9 protein-coding genes are annotated in these 13,183 nt (G+C 70.3%); 4 read left to right on the top strand and 5 right to left on the bottom strand.

Annotation, left to right across the window (positions count from 1 at the left end):
- Positions 1–427: 427 nt before the first annotated feature.
- Together FZ029_RS22525 and pbpC are read left to right on the top strand one after the other, a co-directional pair.
- The gene (locus FZ029_RS22525) at positions 428–5,641 is read left to right on the top strand and encodes an alpha-2-macroglobulin (protein WP_149272023.1); all 5,214 of its coding nucleotides are present in this window, start codon (positions 428–430) and stop codon (positions 5,639–5,641) included.
- 18 nt (positions 5,642–5,659) lie between these two features.
- The gene (gene pbpC, locus FZ029_RS22520) at positions 5,660–7,729 is read left to right on the top strand and encodes a penicillin-binding protein 1C (RefSeq protein ID WP_247892448.1); all 2,070 of its coding nucleotides are present in this window, start codon (positions 5,660–5,662) and stop codon (positions 7,727–7,729) included.
- Positions 7,730–7,734: 5 nt separating this feature from the next.
- Here the strand turns inward: pbpC and FZ029_RS22515 are convergent, their stop codons facing one another.
- Positions 7,735–8,007, bottom strand: a complete 273-nt coding sequence (locus tag FZ029_RS22515) for a hypothetical protein (RefSeq protein ID WP_246457480.1) — start codon at positions 8,005–8,007, stop codon at positions 7,735–7,737.
- 285 nt (positions 8,008–8,292) lie between these two features.
- Here FZ029_RS22515 and FZ029_RS22510 point away from each other — a divergent pair, with 285 nt between their 5' ends.
- Positions 8,293–8,520, top strand: coding sequence for a hypothetical protein (locus tag FZ029_RS22510; RefSeq protein WP_149272022.1), 228 nt, complete (start codon positions 8,293–8,295; stop codon positions 8,518–8,520).
- 71 nt (positions 8,521–8,591) lie between these two features.
- Positions 8,592–10,175 (top strand): multicopper oxidase domain-containing protein, encoded by a 1,584-nt coding sequence (locus tag FZ029_RS22505; protein WP_149272021.1) that lies wholly within the window; start codon positions 8,592–8,594, stop codon positions 10,173–10,175.
- Positions 10,176–10,467: 292 nt separating this feature from the next.
- Here the strand turns inward: FZ029_RS22505 and FZ029_RS22500 are convergent, their stop codons facing one another.
- The 4 genes from FZ029_RS22500 to map are packed head-to-tail and all read right to left on the bottom strand — an operon-like array spanning position 10,468 to position 12,952.
- Complete coding sequence (locus FZ029_RS22500) at positions 10,468–10,920, bottom strand: cupin domain-containing protein (protein WP_149272020.1); 453 nt, start codon at positions 10,918–10,920, stop codon at positions 10,468–10,470.
- The gene (locus FZ029_RS22495; protein WP_149272019.1) at positions 10,913–11,506 is read right to left on the bottom strand and encodes a Uma2 family endonuclease; all 594 of its coding nucleotides are present in this window, start codon (positions 11,504–11,506) and stop codon (positions 10,913–10,915) included. Before FZ029_RS22495 ends, FZ029_RS22500 begins: the two co-directional genes overlap by 8 nt.
- Before the next feature lie 37 nt (positions 11,507–11,543).
- Complete coding sequence (locus FZ029_RS22490) at positions 11,544–12,134, bottom strand: NUDIX hydrolase (protein ID WP_149272018.1); 591 nt, start codon at positions 12,132–12,134, stop codon at positions 11,544–11,546.
- The gene (map, locus tag FZ029_RS22485; RefSeq protein ID WP_149272017.1) at positions 12,131–12,952 is read right to left on the bottom strand and encodes a type I methionyl aminopeptidase; all 822 of its coding nucleotides are present in this window, start codon (positions 12,950–12,952) and stop codon (positions 12,131–12,133) included. The genes FZ029_RS22490 and map overlap by 4 nt, the downstream gene beginning before the upstream one ends.
- Between the last annotated feature and the right edge of the window lie 231 nt (positions 12,953–13,183).

The raw sequence follows: 13,183 nt of genomic DNA, 5'->3' as shown, positions 1-13,183 counted from the left end.
TTCACACATCTCAGCGTCACGTAAGACATTGGAATAAAACGATTTTGTCGGCCGTCATTCCCGCGAAGGCGGAAATCCAGCCACATCCGCCGCTGATCTCCGGAGTTTCCTGGATCCCCGCCTTCGCGGGGACGACGCAAAGCTCCTTTTGTTCCAGACGCTTAGCAATACTTGGAATTGTGTGAATGCCATAGCCCCCCGGGGAGAGGGTGAGGGGGACGCGCGGCGAGGAACTTCAAGGATCGCGCACTCTCCGTTCCCCACCGACTCCACCCTATGCATCCCCCTCACCCCGACCCTCTCCCCGGGGGGAGAGGGGGATCTGGCTGCCTATCGAGAAGTGGCATCGGCGGTTCGGCCTATCGCAACAGCCTGATTATCGGCGCTATAACCGGTTCGATTCGGTTTCCGGTTGTAAGGCGACAAGATGGCACGGCTGCTGACGCTGCTTTGGGTCCTCGTGGTGATGGTTTTTGCGGCCGGTCCGGTCCATGCCGACTACACGCCGCCGGGGGCGCTGTCGGACGCCACCGCCTATGCCAACGGGCTTCTGCTGAAATCGCCGCCGCAGCCCAAGCCGCAGGTGATCGCCGACCTGCTGAAGCAGGCGCGTGCCGCCCGCGACCGCAAGGACATGGCCGGCGCCATCCAGGCCTATGAGAAGACCATCACCCAGGGCGGCGGCTCGCCGTCGGTCTGGCTGGAGCTGAGCGCGGCCTGGATGTCCGCCACTCCGCCGAACAAGGACCGCGCGCTGCAAAGCGCCGTCATGGCCGGGCAGTTCAACCCGAAGGACGAGGAGCGCGTCGCCATCCTCTGGCGCATCGCCACGCTGATGGACGAGGCGTTCGGCAAGCCGGACGAGGCGGTGAAGGCGCTGAAGGCGATCCAGGAGATCGCGCCGAAGATGGAGGTGGCGACGCTCGACACCCAGGCGCCGAAACTGGAGGAGCGCATCGTCGCCATGCGCCGCAAGGCCGGGCTGGCGATGACCGGCGTCACCGTGAATGCCGAGGGCAGCAGCCCGCGCGTCTGCTTCCAGTTCAACGACCGGCTGAGCGGCAAGCAGGGCGTGCGCTTCGACGATTATGTCCGGGTGGAGCCGCCGACCAAGACTGCCATCGAGGCGCGCGAGAACAGCCTGTGCCTGCGCGGCGTCACCCATGGCAACGGCTATACCGTCACCCTGCGCCAGGGCCTGCCCGGCGAGGACGGCGTGGCGTTGAAGGCGGACGAGACGCAGCGCGTGCGCGTGCCCGACCGGCCGGCGATGGCGGCCTTCCGCGGGTCCGCCTACATCCTGCCGCGCAAGGGTGCCGACGGCATCCCGGTGGTCAGCGTCAACACCGACCGGCTCGACGTCTCGGTCTACCGCATCGCCGACCGGGCGCTGGTCTCCAACAAATATGATGCCAGCCTCTTCAGCGAGCTGACCGGCTATACCGCCGACCGGCTGGCCCAGGAGAATGGCGAACTGGTGTGGACCGGCACGCTGGACGTGAAGGGCGAGCGCAACCGCGACACCACCGCCGCGATCCCCTTCCGCCAGGCGGTGGGCGACGATCCCAAGGCCGGCCTCTATGTCGTCACCGCCCGTCCGCATGACACGGAGGATGCCGACCGCTGGGACGCGCTGGCGACCCAGTGGGTCCTGCTGTCCGACATCGGCCTGACCAGCTTCCGCGGCGCCGACGGGCTGACCGTGTTCGCCCGCTCCTTCGGCAATGCCAAGCCGCTGCCGGGGGTGGATGTGGCGCTGGTCGCACGCAACAACACCGAACTGGCGCGGGTGAAGACCGACGAGTTCGGCCGCGCCCGCTTCGCGCCCGGCCTGCTGAAGACCGGCGGCAACGCGCCCGAGATGGTGATGGCCTATCTCGGCACCGACTTCGCCATGCAGGACCTGACCGGCGCCGCCTTCGACCTCAGCGACCGCGGGGTCGGCGGGCGTCCGACGCCGGGGCCGATGGATGCCTTCGTCTATTCCGACCGCGGCGTCTACCGCCAGGGCGAGACGGTCAACCTGTCGATCCTGCTGCGCGACGACAAGACGGAGGCGGTCGACAATTTCCCGCTGACGGTGAAGGTCCTGCGCCCCAGCGGCACCGAGTATTACAGCGGTGCCCTGAAGGGGCAGGAGGCCGGCGGATTCTTCCTGCCGCTGAGCCTGACCCGCACCGCGCCGCTCGGTGGCTGGGAGGTGCTGGTCTATGGCGACCCGAAGGGCGAGCCGATCGGCCGCGGCTCCTTCCAGGTCGAGGATTTCGTGCCGGTCAAGCTGGCGCTCGATGTGACCGCCAGCGCGCCGATCCTGGTGCCGGGCCAGCCCTTCGAGGTGACGGCGCAGGGCCGCTTCCTCTACGGCCCGCCGGCCGCCGGGCTGGACGGCACCGCCGAGGTGGCGCTGAAGCCCGACCCGATGCCCTATCCCGCCTTCAAGGACTATCGTTTCGGCCGGGTGCAGGACAACCCGACCGAGCGGCTCGACCCGCTGGAGTTCCCGACCACCGACGAGCAGGGCGTCTCGCACGTCGCCGTGACGCTGCCGGAGGTGCCGGACACCAGCAAGCCGCTGCGCGCCGACATCCGCGTCACCCTGTCGGAGCCGGGCGGGCGCCCGGTGAAGAAGTCGGTCTCGGTCCCGGTGCGGCCGAAGACCTATGCGCTGGGCCTGCGCCCGCGCTTTTCCGACGGCCGCATCGGCGAGGGGGCGGAGGCCGCCTTCGACCTCGTCGCCGTGGCGCCGGACGGCAGCGCCATCGCCAAGCCCGGCGTCAAATGGGAGCTGGTGGAGGAACGGGTTTCCTTCGTCTGGTTCCGCCGCGACGGCCGCTACAGCTACAACGCCTCGGTGCGCGACGTGCCGCTGGCCTCCGGCACCGTCGATGTCGGCGCCGACAAGCCGGCGCAGGTTGCGCTGGGCAAGCGCGACTTCGGCCGCTACCGGCTGGAGGTGACGGACAAGGCGGCCGGTGTCGCCAGCTCCTACCGCTTCTATTCCGGCTGGGCGAGCGGCGACGACACCGCCGACATCCCGGACAAGCTGGAGGTCTCGACCGACAGGCAGTCCTACAAGCCGGGCGAGACCGCCCGCATCCGCATCGCGCCGCCCTTTGCCGGCGAGTTGCTGGTGACGGTGGCGACCGACCGCATCTTCGACGTCCGCACCCTGTCGGTCCCGGCCGAAGGGGCGACGGTGGAAATCCCGGTCGATGCCGCCTGGGGCCCCGGCGCCTACGTCACCGCCACCGCCTACCGCCCGCCGGTCAAGGGGCGGGAGCGCCAGCCGGTGCGCGCCATGGGCGTCGCCTGGGTCGGTGTCGATCCGTCGGTGCGCACGATGACCGTCGCGCTCGACGCGCCGCAGGTGATGCGCCCGCGCAGCCGGCTGGAGGTCGGGGTGAAGGTCGCCGCCGCCGATGGCGGGAAGATCGAGGACACCTATGTCACGCTGGCCGCTGTGGACGAGGGCATCCTGCGGCTGACCGACTTCGCCAGCCCGCAGCCGGAAAAGCATTATTTCGGCAAGCGCCGGCTGGGGTTGGACATCCGCGACGATTACGGCCGGCTGATCGACCCGCTCGACGGCCCCTATGGCGCCATGCGCCAGGGCGGCGATTCCAGCGGCGCCGGGCTGCCGGTGGTGCCCTTCACCGTGGTCTCGCTGTTCCACGGGCCGGTGAAGGTCGGCGCCGACGGCACCGCCCGGATCGGCTTCGACGTGCCGGACTTCAACGGCGAGCTTCGCCTGATGGCGGTGGCCTACAGCCGCGGCCGGGTCGGCTCCGCCGCCGGGCCGGTGACGGTGCGCGATCCGCTGGTGGCCGACGCCATCCTGCCCCGCTTCCTCGCCCCCGGCGACGACAGCCGCGTGACCCTGTCGCTGCACAATGTCGAAGCGGCGGCCGGCACCTACGAGGTGGCGGTGACCGCGCAGGACGCAGTGGCGGTGGAGGGCGGCACCCTCTCCGTCCCGCTGGCGAAGGGCGAGCGCAAGACGCTGGTGGTGCCGCTGAAGGGCGTCGCCGCCGGCATCGGCCATGTCGCCGTGGCGGTGAAAGGGCCGGAGAATCTGGCGCTGAGCCACGACTACGGCATCACCGTCCGCCCGGCCCGCGCGGTGGAGACGCAGTTCCTCACCCGCCAGATCGCCCCCGGCGAGAGCGTCCGCTTCGACGGGGCGGAACTGGCGACCTTTCTGCCGGGGACGGCCAACTGGTCGGCCAGCTTCACCACCGCGCCGCCCTTCGATGTCGGCGGCATCCTGCGGGCGCTCGACCGCTATCCGTTCGGCTGCCTGGAACAGACGGTCAGCCGTGCCCTGCCGCTGCTGGTGGTGCGCGACGTCGAACTGGCGCTGGGCAAGGACCGCAAGCCGGACGACGGACTGGAGGCTCGCGTCCAGCAGGCGATTTCCCGCACGCTCGACAAGCAGCGCTTCGACGGTGCCTTCGGCCTGTGGGGCGCCCATGACGAGGCCGACGGCTGGCTGACCGCCTATGCCACCGAGTTCCTGGTCCGCGCCAAGCAGAAGGGCGAGGCGGTGCCGGACAAGCCGCTGACCGACGCGCTGACCTGGCTGCGCCAGCGCGCCATCGCCAGCGCGAGCGAGCCGGGGGATCTGGCGGTGCGCGCCTATGCCCTGCATACGCTGGCGCTGGCCGGCGTGTCGCTGCCGGGTCCGGCGCGCTACCTGCACGACACCGCGTTGGAGAAGCTGCCGACCCCGCTCGCCAAGGGCCAACTCGGCGCCGCGCTCGCCCGCATGGGCGACAAGGAGCGGGCGGCCAGCGCCTTCGACAGTGCGGTCTCCCATCTGGCGCGCGAAGAGTGGCATGTCGATTACGGCTCCACGGTCCGCGACTCCGCGGCGCTGGTGGCGCTGATGACCGAGGTCGACATGGCCGGTACCCGCATCCCGGCGCTGATCGACCGGCTTCCGGCCTCCGCCACCGCCGCCGGCCGCACCAACACGCAGGAAAAGGCGTGGTCGGTCCTGGCCGCCGACGCCCTGCTGCGCGGCGCGCCGGCCAAGGTGGAGGTGACGCTGGGCGGAGCGAAGAAGGACGGGACGCGGGTCGATCTGACCCCGACGCTGGCCCAGCTGAAGGCCGGCATTCCGGTCGCCAATGCCGGCAAGGCGGCGGTGTGGCAGGCGGTGTCGCTGTCCGGAGTGCCGGTGGCGCCGCAGCCGGCAGCGCGCGAGGGGCTGCGCATCAAGCGCAACTTCTTCACCCGCAAGGGCGAGGTGCTGAACCTCGACGGCATCAAGCAGAACGACGTCTTCGTCGTCGTGCTGGAGGGCGAGGCCAACACCAAGCTGTTCCACCAGGGCATGGTCACCCACGCGCTGCCCGCCGGCTGGGAGATCGAGAACGCCAAGCTGGGCGGCGGCACGCCGGAGGAGATGCAGTGGCTGGGCGATCTCAGCTACACCCGCACGACCGAGGCGCGCGACGACCGCTATGTCGCCGCGGTGGACCTGACGGAGGATCAGCAGACCTTCAAGCTGGCCTTCATCGTCCGCGCCATCACCCCCGGCACCTATGAATTGCCGGGCGCCACGGTGGAGGACATGTACAAGCCGCGCTTCTTCGCCCGCCAGACCACCGGGCGGATCACGGTCCATCCGGCGGAGTGACGATTGGCGCGGGTTTGGGTGCGTAAGCTTTGGGTGCGGCGGTCGGCGCTTGCCGCGGCGGGCGTCGCCGCCCTGATGGGGACGGCGCTGGCGCTCGACCGGCTGTTCCCGCCGCCGCTGGACCGGCTGGCCGACCTTTCGGTGACCGTCACCGACCGCAAGGGCCAGCCTTTGCGCATCTTCACCAACGGCGCGGGGGCGTGGCGGCTGCCGGCGACGGTGGACGACGTGTCGCCGCTGTTCGTCGAGCTTCTGCTGGCCTATGAGGACCGGCGGTTCGAAAGCCATGCCGGCGTCGATCCGCTGGCGGTGCTGCGGGCGGCGGCACAGAATCTGGGAGCGGGGCGGGTGGTCTCCGGCGCCTCCACCATCACCATGCAGGTCGCCCGCCTGCTGGAGCCGCGTCCGCGCACCTTCACCGCCAAGCTGATCGAGGCGGCGCGGGCGGCGCAGCTGGAATGGCGCTTCGGCAAGCGCGACATCCTCGGCATGTACCTGACGCTCGCCCCCTATGGCGGCAACATCGAGGGGATCCGCGCCGCCTCGCTGATGCTGCTGGGCAAGGCGCCGGTGGAGCTGGACGCGGCGGAGGCGGCGCTGCTGGTCTCGCTGCCGCAATCGCCCTCCCGCCTGCGGCCGGACCGCTATCCGGCGCGGGCGCAGGCGGCGCGCGACAAGGTGCTGGACCGGGTGGCGGAAGCCGGCGCGCTGCCGCCCAAGGCGGTGGCGGAGGCGAAGACCCTGCCGGTGCCCGCGGCCCGCCTGTCCCTGCCGGCCTCGGCCCCGCATCTGGCCGACCGGCTGCGCAACGCCGATCCCCACCGGCCGGTGGTCGCCACCACCATCGACGGCACGCTGCAGCACGCCATCGAAGCGATGGCCCGCCGGGCGGCGGAGACGCTGAACCCGCAGGCCGGGCTGGCGGTGCTGGTGGTGGACAACCGCGACCGTTCGGTCCTGGCCTATCTCGGCAGTCCCGACGCGCTGGACGAGACCCGGCAGGGACCGATCGACATGGTGCGGGCGGTGCGCTCGCCGGGGTCGGCGCTGAAGCCCTTCATCTATGGGCTGGGCTTCGACGACGGCATCATCCACCCGCTGACCCAGATCGCCGACGTCTCCACCCGCTTCGGCGACTGGGCGCCGCGCAATTTCGACCGCAGCTTCACCGGCGACCTGACGGTGATGGAGGCGTTGCAGCGCTCGCTGAACGTGCCGGCGGTGCTGGTGCTCGACCGCGTCGGGCCGCTGCGCTTCGCCGAGGCGCTGCGCAAGGCAGGATCCCGGCTGGTGCTGCCGAGCGGCGCGGCGCTGCCGGGGCTGCCGGTGGCGCTCGGCGGGGCGTCGATCAGCCTGTGGGACATGACGACTCTCTACAGCGGGCTGGCGCGCGACGGGATGGTGGCGCCGCTGCGCACATTGGTGGAGCAGCAGGGCGGGCCGGACCATCGGCTGCTGTCGGCGACTGCGGCGCAGCAGGTGCGGGCGATCCTGGAAGGCTCCCCGCCGCCGCCGGGCGTGGTGCAGGCGCAGGAGCTGCGCGGCAGCGGGCCGGTGGCGCTGAAGACCGGTACCAGCTATGGCTTCCGCGACGCCTGGGCCTTCGGTGTCACCGGGCGTTACACGGTGGGGGTGTGGGTCGGCCGGCCGGACGGCACGCCCAGCCCCGACCATTACGGCCGCAACACCGCCGCCCCGCTGCTGTTCGAGGTGTTCGACCTGCTGCCGGCCGAGCGCGGCCGCCCCGCCGGGCCGGTGCGCAACGACGCGCCGCCGGAACTGCTGCGCCGCCTGCGGCCGGGCGAGGTGGAACTGGCGGGACCGCGACAGACCGACCGGCTGCGCCTGACCTTCCCGGTCAGCGACATGGTTCTGGAGGCGCTGGGGCCGGACGGCAGGGGGGAGCCGATGACCCTGACCGCCAGCGGCGGGCGGCGCCCTTTGTCCTGGCTGATCGACGGCCGGCGCATCGCCCAGTCGCCCATCGCGCGCGAGGTGCTGTGGCGGCCGGCGGGGCCGGGGGTGGTGCGGGTGACCGTGCTGGACGCCGACGGCCGCAGCGACAGCGCGACCGTCGAGATAAGATAAACGGGCTAGGACGCGCGGCGCAGGCCGAAGGGGGCGTCGTCGCGCTGGCTCCACACCCGCGTGCGGACCCGCATCTGCTTCTGGCAATCCACCGAGCAATAGAGCGGCGCCGGTCCCCGCGTGGACGGACGGACGAAGGGACGGCCGCAGCAGGCGCAATGCAGCTGGCGGGTCGCGGTGTGCGGGAAATTGGCCGGACGGGCGGGGGCGGACATCTGGAAGAGTTCGGGCTGGTTTCGGGTGAGCGCCAATATAGGGGCGGTGTGTTGCAGTTCCATGCTCGGGAAAGCGCCTAGGACCGAAGGGGTAGAGGGCTTGTCCTGCGGTCGGGGGTGGTTGACCGGTTCGGCCCTCGGGCCTATCTGAAAAGGCTGACAACAAGCGGGAGCGGTGCGGTGCCGATGCGCGTCGCCGACTGGATGCGGAGGTTGGGCGGTGTCGCGGGGGCGATGGTCCTCGTGATGCTCGGCCTTCTGTTGTGGTCGGGTGCCGCCGCCGCCGCGTGCCCGCACGAGCGGCCGGGTTCACCGGCTGCTGTCACGTCGCGCGCCAATTCGCATGCGATGGACGCGAACAGGATCGACCATGGCCGGCAGGCGCCGGGCCGGCCACACCATGCGGTGCAGCCCTGCTGCGCCGGAATGGCCTGCGCCGCCGTGCCGGTGGGGTTGCCGGGCGCCGAGCTGGCGTCGCCGCTCGGATCGGCGGGGCCGCGGTTGGTCTGGGCCGCCGGGCCGCTGCGCGAGGGGCTGGGCCGGCGGCCCGATCTGCCGCCGCCCCGGCTGGGATGATGTCCTTGCGTTGCCGGTCCTGAGCGGCGCCGCCATCCGTCCCATTTTCCCCAGAACATCCGGAGTCCGTCATGACTCTCGCGCTTTCCCGCCGCCGTCTGCTGTCCACGGCGGTGGCCGGCGGCTGTGCCGCCCTGCTGCCCGCCTTTCCCCGCTCCGTCCTGGCTGCCGGCCCGGCTGTCGACCCTGCCGCCGGCCCAACCGCCGGCCCCACCGCCGGCCCAACTGCCGGCGATGCCGTCCGCCTGACCGTCGAGCGCCGCACCCTGGAGGTGAACGGTAAGGCCGCCAGCATGTTCGGCATCCGCCAGCCCGACGGCACGCATGGGCTGACCCTCGATCCCGGCCGGCGCTTCCTGGTCGACCTGACGAACAGGGCCGGGGAGGACACCGTCATCCACTGGCATGGCCAGACCCCGCCCTATGTCCAGGACGGCGTCGCCGACATGAACCGGCCGACGATCCGCGATGGCCTGACGGTCCGCTACGACTTCGCGCCGCGCACCGGCACCCATTGGATGCACTCCCACCACGGGATGCAGGAACAGCTGCTGATGGCCGCCCCGCTGGTGGTCCGCAGCGACGAGGATCTCCGCGCCGACGAGCAGGAGGTGGTCATCCTGCTGCACGACTTCACCTTCCGCGACCCGGCCGAGCTTCTGGCGTCGCTGGGCGGGTCGTCCGGCGGGATGGCGCATGGAGGGCATGGCGGGCATGGTACTGGCGGCATGGGGCAGGGGGCCATGAACCACGGCTCTATGAACCACGGCTCCATGGGTCACGGCTCCCCGGCGCAGGGCAACGGCCATGACATGGTCGGCATGTCCGGCGGCATGGCGATGGACCTGAACGACATCGATTACGACGCCTATCTCGCCAACGACCGCACCCTTGCCGATCCGCAGGTGGTGCGGGTGGAGCGGGGCGGGCGGGTGCGGCTGCGCGTGATCAACGGCGCCACCTCCACTGCCTTCCATCTCGACCTCGGGCGCCTGAGCGGACAGGTGATCGCCGCCGACGGCAACCCGGTGCATCCGGTGCCGGGCAGCCGTTTCGGCCTGTCGATGGGGCAGCGGCTCGACATCCGCCTGACCCTACCCGCCGACGGCGGCGCCTTCCCGATCCTGGCCCTGCGCGAAGGCGCGGTGCAGCGCACCGGCATCATCCTTGCCACCCCCGGTGCGGCGGTGGAGAAGGTCGCCGACACCGGGCAGGCGGTGACCGATGCGCTGGACCTGTCGCTAGAACGCCGGTTGGGCGCCGTGACGCCGCTGGCGGTGCGGGCGGCCGACCAGACGCGGCGGATGCAACTGACCGGGTCGATGATGCCCTATGTCTGGAGCCTGGACGGCAAGACCTTCGGCGAGCACCGGCCGTTGCTGGTCCGCCAGGGCCAGCGGGTGGAGCTGACCTTCGAGAATGCGTCGATGATGGCGCACCCGATGCACCTGCACGGCCACCATTTCCAGGTGGTGGCGATCGATGGCCGGCCGGTGGCGGGTGCGGTGCGCGACACCGTTCTGGTGCCGATGATGGCCAGCGTGACCGTCGCTTTCGACGCCGACAACCCCGGCCGCTGGCCGCTGCACTGCCACAACCTGCTGCACATGGAGACGGGAATGATGACCGAGGTGGTCTATGAGGGGTTCGTTTGAGGAGGGTTGACGTGCGGCGTTGAACCGCGAGCCCCCCTCTCCCGGCCTGAACCTATGGCAAGCACAGATCTCAGCGTCATGTAAAGTGTTGGAATAACATCACTTCTTCGGCCGTCATTCCCGCGAAGGCGGGAATCCAGACTTGGCAAGCCTTTGCACTGGAAACTCTGGATCCCCGCCTCCGCGGGGATGACGGGAAGTTCCTTTTATTCCAGAGGATTAGCAATGATTGGAAATGTGTGCATGCCGTAGCGGCCTGAACACCGGGGGAGGGCGGGCGATCATCCGCCCCTCACAAATCCTCCCCCGGCTCCCAGCCCTCCGGCGCCATCCTGAACCCGGCGAACTCGAAGGCCGGCGCCACGGTGCAGCTCACCAGCGACCAGCCGTCCGGCCCTTCGGCGAGGCTCCGCGCCGCCTGCCACGCCCCGACCGGCACCACCGCCTGCGGCCGTTCGCCGCCGACGAGGTCCATTCCCAGCCTGCGGCGCTCGACCGCGCCGCCCTCTTCGAAAATCGAAAGCTCCAGTGGTGCCCCGCCATGCCAGAGCCATATCTCCACGGCATCAACGGTATGCCAATGCGACCGCTCCCCCGCCCGCAGCAGGAAATAGATCGCGGTGACCGCCCCGCGCCCGCCATCCCCCGGCGCCCGATAGGTCTCGACGTAGCAGCCCCCTTCCGGATGCGGCTGCAGCCCCAACAACTCGATCAGCCGCTCGGCGGACAAGGCGTGTTCAGGCATCGTCGGTGTCGCCCATATGGATGGTCAGGTCGAAGGTCACCCGCGTGTCCTCATAGATCGTGGACAGCGGCAGCGTCACCTCCAGCGCCGGGATCGACAGCGCGCCCTCCCGCCCGGAGATCAATTCGTGCGTCCAGCCGTCGCCCGCCCGGCGGAAGCTTTCCACCACCGCCACGCGCTGATGGACCAGCACATATTGGGTCAGGGAGGGCAGGGTGCGGTAAGCGGCGCTCTTGGTGGTGTGGTCGTAGCTCGACGTGCTGTCCGACAGCACCTCGACGATCACCATGGGCTCGGTCGCCAGCTGGTCGCGGTCGTCCAGCGCAGCGCAGGTGACGAAGACGTCCGGATAGAACACCGACTCGTCGGCCAGGATCCGCATCGTCTCCTGGAACGCCCGGCAGGGGGAGCCGCGCAGCGCCGCGCGCAGGGCGGCGTAGATGTTGCCGGAGATCTGGTTGTGGGCGACCGTCCCGCCGACCATGGCGACGATCTCGCCCTGGAGGAATTCGTGGCGGCTGTCCTGCCGCTCCTCCCAGGCGAGAAACTCGTCCAGTGTCATCCGGCGGTGTTTGCGCAGGGCCATGCCCGCCCTCCCGGTCGGTGAAAAGTCGCCCTTCCTTTTACACCGACCGCGTCCGCGCCGCCATGCCCAGCCCCTCGCGCAGTTCGGGCATCAGCATCGCCCCCAGCATGGCGATCACCGGCAGAACCGCGTAATCGCCGCGCGCCGCCGCGTCGATCAGATCGCGGGCGCTGTGCAGCTCGATCCGCATGTCCTCCAGGTCACCCAGATCCGGTTCCGCCACCTTGCGGGCGCCCCTGGCGTGGAACATGTGGCAGGTGCTGCCCTTGGAGTTCGCCCCCACGACGAAGCCGCCCAGCGCCGTCCAGTCGTCGGCGACATAGCCGGTCTCTTCCAGCAGTTCGCGCCTGGCGGCCTCCAGCGGCTCCTCGCCGGGGTCGATGGCGCCGGCCGGGAAGGTCAGGCTGACGCGCCGCGCCCCATGCTTGTAGGTGCGCAGCATCACCACCCGGCCGTCCTCGGTCTCGACATACATCAGCGCGAAGTCGGGCTGGTCCAGCTGATAGAAATTCTCCACCGTCCGCCCGTCCGGCAGCCGCACCGTCTCCGCCCGCACCTTCAGGTACGGGCTGGCGTCCAGCAACTCGCGGCTGTCCACCACCTCCCACGGCTTCTGGTCGTCGCTCATGCGGCGTTCCCATAGGGCGGCCCATAAGGAGGTTGGGTGAAGCCGGCGGGGGAGAGCGTGAAGATCTCGCAGCCGTCCTCGGTGATGCCGATCTGGTGCTCGAACTGCGCCGACAGCGAACGGTCGCGGGTGACCGTGGTCCAGCCGTCGGAGAGGATCTTCACCTCCGGCCGGCCGGCGTTGATCATCGGCTCCACCGTGAAGATCATGCCGGGGCGCAGTTCCACACCGGTGCCGGGCTTGCCGAAATGGTCGACATGCGGGGCGCCGTGGAAGACCTGACCGATGCCGTGCCCGCCGAAATCACGCACGACGGAGCAGCGCGCCGCCTCCGCCATCGTCTGGATGGCATGGCCGATGTCGCCCAGATGATTGCCCGGCTTGGCCTGGGCGATGCCGGCCATCATGCAGCGATAGGTCAGGTCGACCAGTTTGCGCGCCTTCACGCCGATCTTCTCGCCGACGAAATACATGCGGCTGCTGTCGCCGTACCAGCCGTCGAGGATCACCGTGACGTCGATGTTGACGATGTCGCCCTCGACCAGCTTCTTGTCGTCGCTGGGGATGCCGTGGTTGACGACATGGTTGGGCGAGATGCAGCTGCTGGCCGGATAGCCCTGATAGCCCAGCGTCGCTGGAATGCCGCCGCGGTCGCGCTGGAATTCCTCGATCAGCGTGTCGAGCCGACCGGTGCTGACCCCCGGCACCACGAAGGGCGCGATGTAGTCCAGCGTCTCGGCCGCCAGCCGGCAGGCCTTCCGCACCGCCTCGAACCCTTCCGGACCGTGCAGCACGATCCGCCGTCCTTCCCTGTCCATCAGACCTTCATCCGTCACGTAAATCCTCTTTTCACTTACCCCCCTCTCCCCCCCGGGGAGAGGGTCGGGGTGAGGGGGAAGCACAGGGTGGATTCTCGGTAAAGGGCCGCCGCGCGACCCCCCCCCCCCCCCCCCCCCCCCCCCGGGGGGGGGGGGGGCCCCCCCCCCATGGTCTCCTCCATCTTCACACCCTCCCGCCCCCCCCCCCCCCGCCCACCTGACAAAAACACC

This window comes from Azospirillum sp. Sh1, from assembly GCF_008365135.1.
Classification (GTDB): domain Bacteria; phylum Pseudomonadota; class Alphaproteobacteria; order Azospirillales; family Azospirillaceae; genus Azospirillum; species Azospirillum oryzae.
The sequence above is the reverse complement of the archived record's forward strand: the minus strand, read 5'-3'. Positions and strand labels throughout refer to the sequence as shown.

Excerpts from the sequence above, each read along its gene's own strand:
- FZ029_RS22525 (WP_149272023.1), top strand. The coding sequence starts at position 428 with ATGGCACGGCTGCTGACGCTGCTTTGGGTCCTCGTGGTGATGGTTTTT.
- FZ029_RS22515 (WP_246457480.1), bottom strand. The coding sequence starts at position 8,007 with ATGGAACTGCAACACACCGCCCCTATATTGGCGCTCACCCGAAACCAG.
- FZ029_RS22510 (WP_149272022.1), top strand. The coding sequence starts at position 8,293 with ATGGACGCGAACAGGATCGACCATGGCCGGCAGGCGCCGGGCCGGCCA.
- FZ029_RS22505 (WP_149272021.1), top strand. The coding sequence starts at position 8,592 with ATGACTCTCGCGCTTTCCCGCCGCCGTCTGCTGTCCACGGCGGTGGCC.
- FZ029_RS22500 (WP_149272020.1), bottom strand. The coding sequence starts at position 10,920 with ATGCCTGAACACGCCTTGTCCGCCGAGCGGCTGATCGAGTTGTTGGGG.
- FZ029_RS22495 (WP_149272019.1), bottom strand. The coding sequence starts at position 11,506 with ATGGCCCTGCGCAAACACCGCCGGATGACACTGGACGAGTTTCTCGCC.
- FZ029_RS22490 (WP_149272018.1), bottom strand. The coding sequence starts at position 12,134 with ATGAGCGACGACCAGAAGCCGTGGGAGGTGGTGGACAGCCGCGAGTTG.
- map (WP_149272017.1), bottom strand. The coding sequence starts at position 12,952 with ATGGACAGGGAAGGACGGCGGATCGTGCTGCACGGTCCGGAAGGGTTC.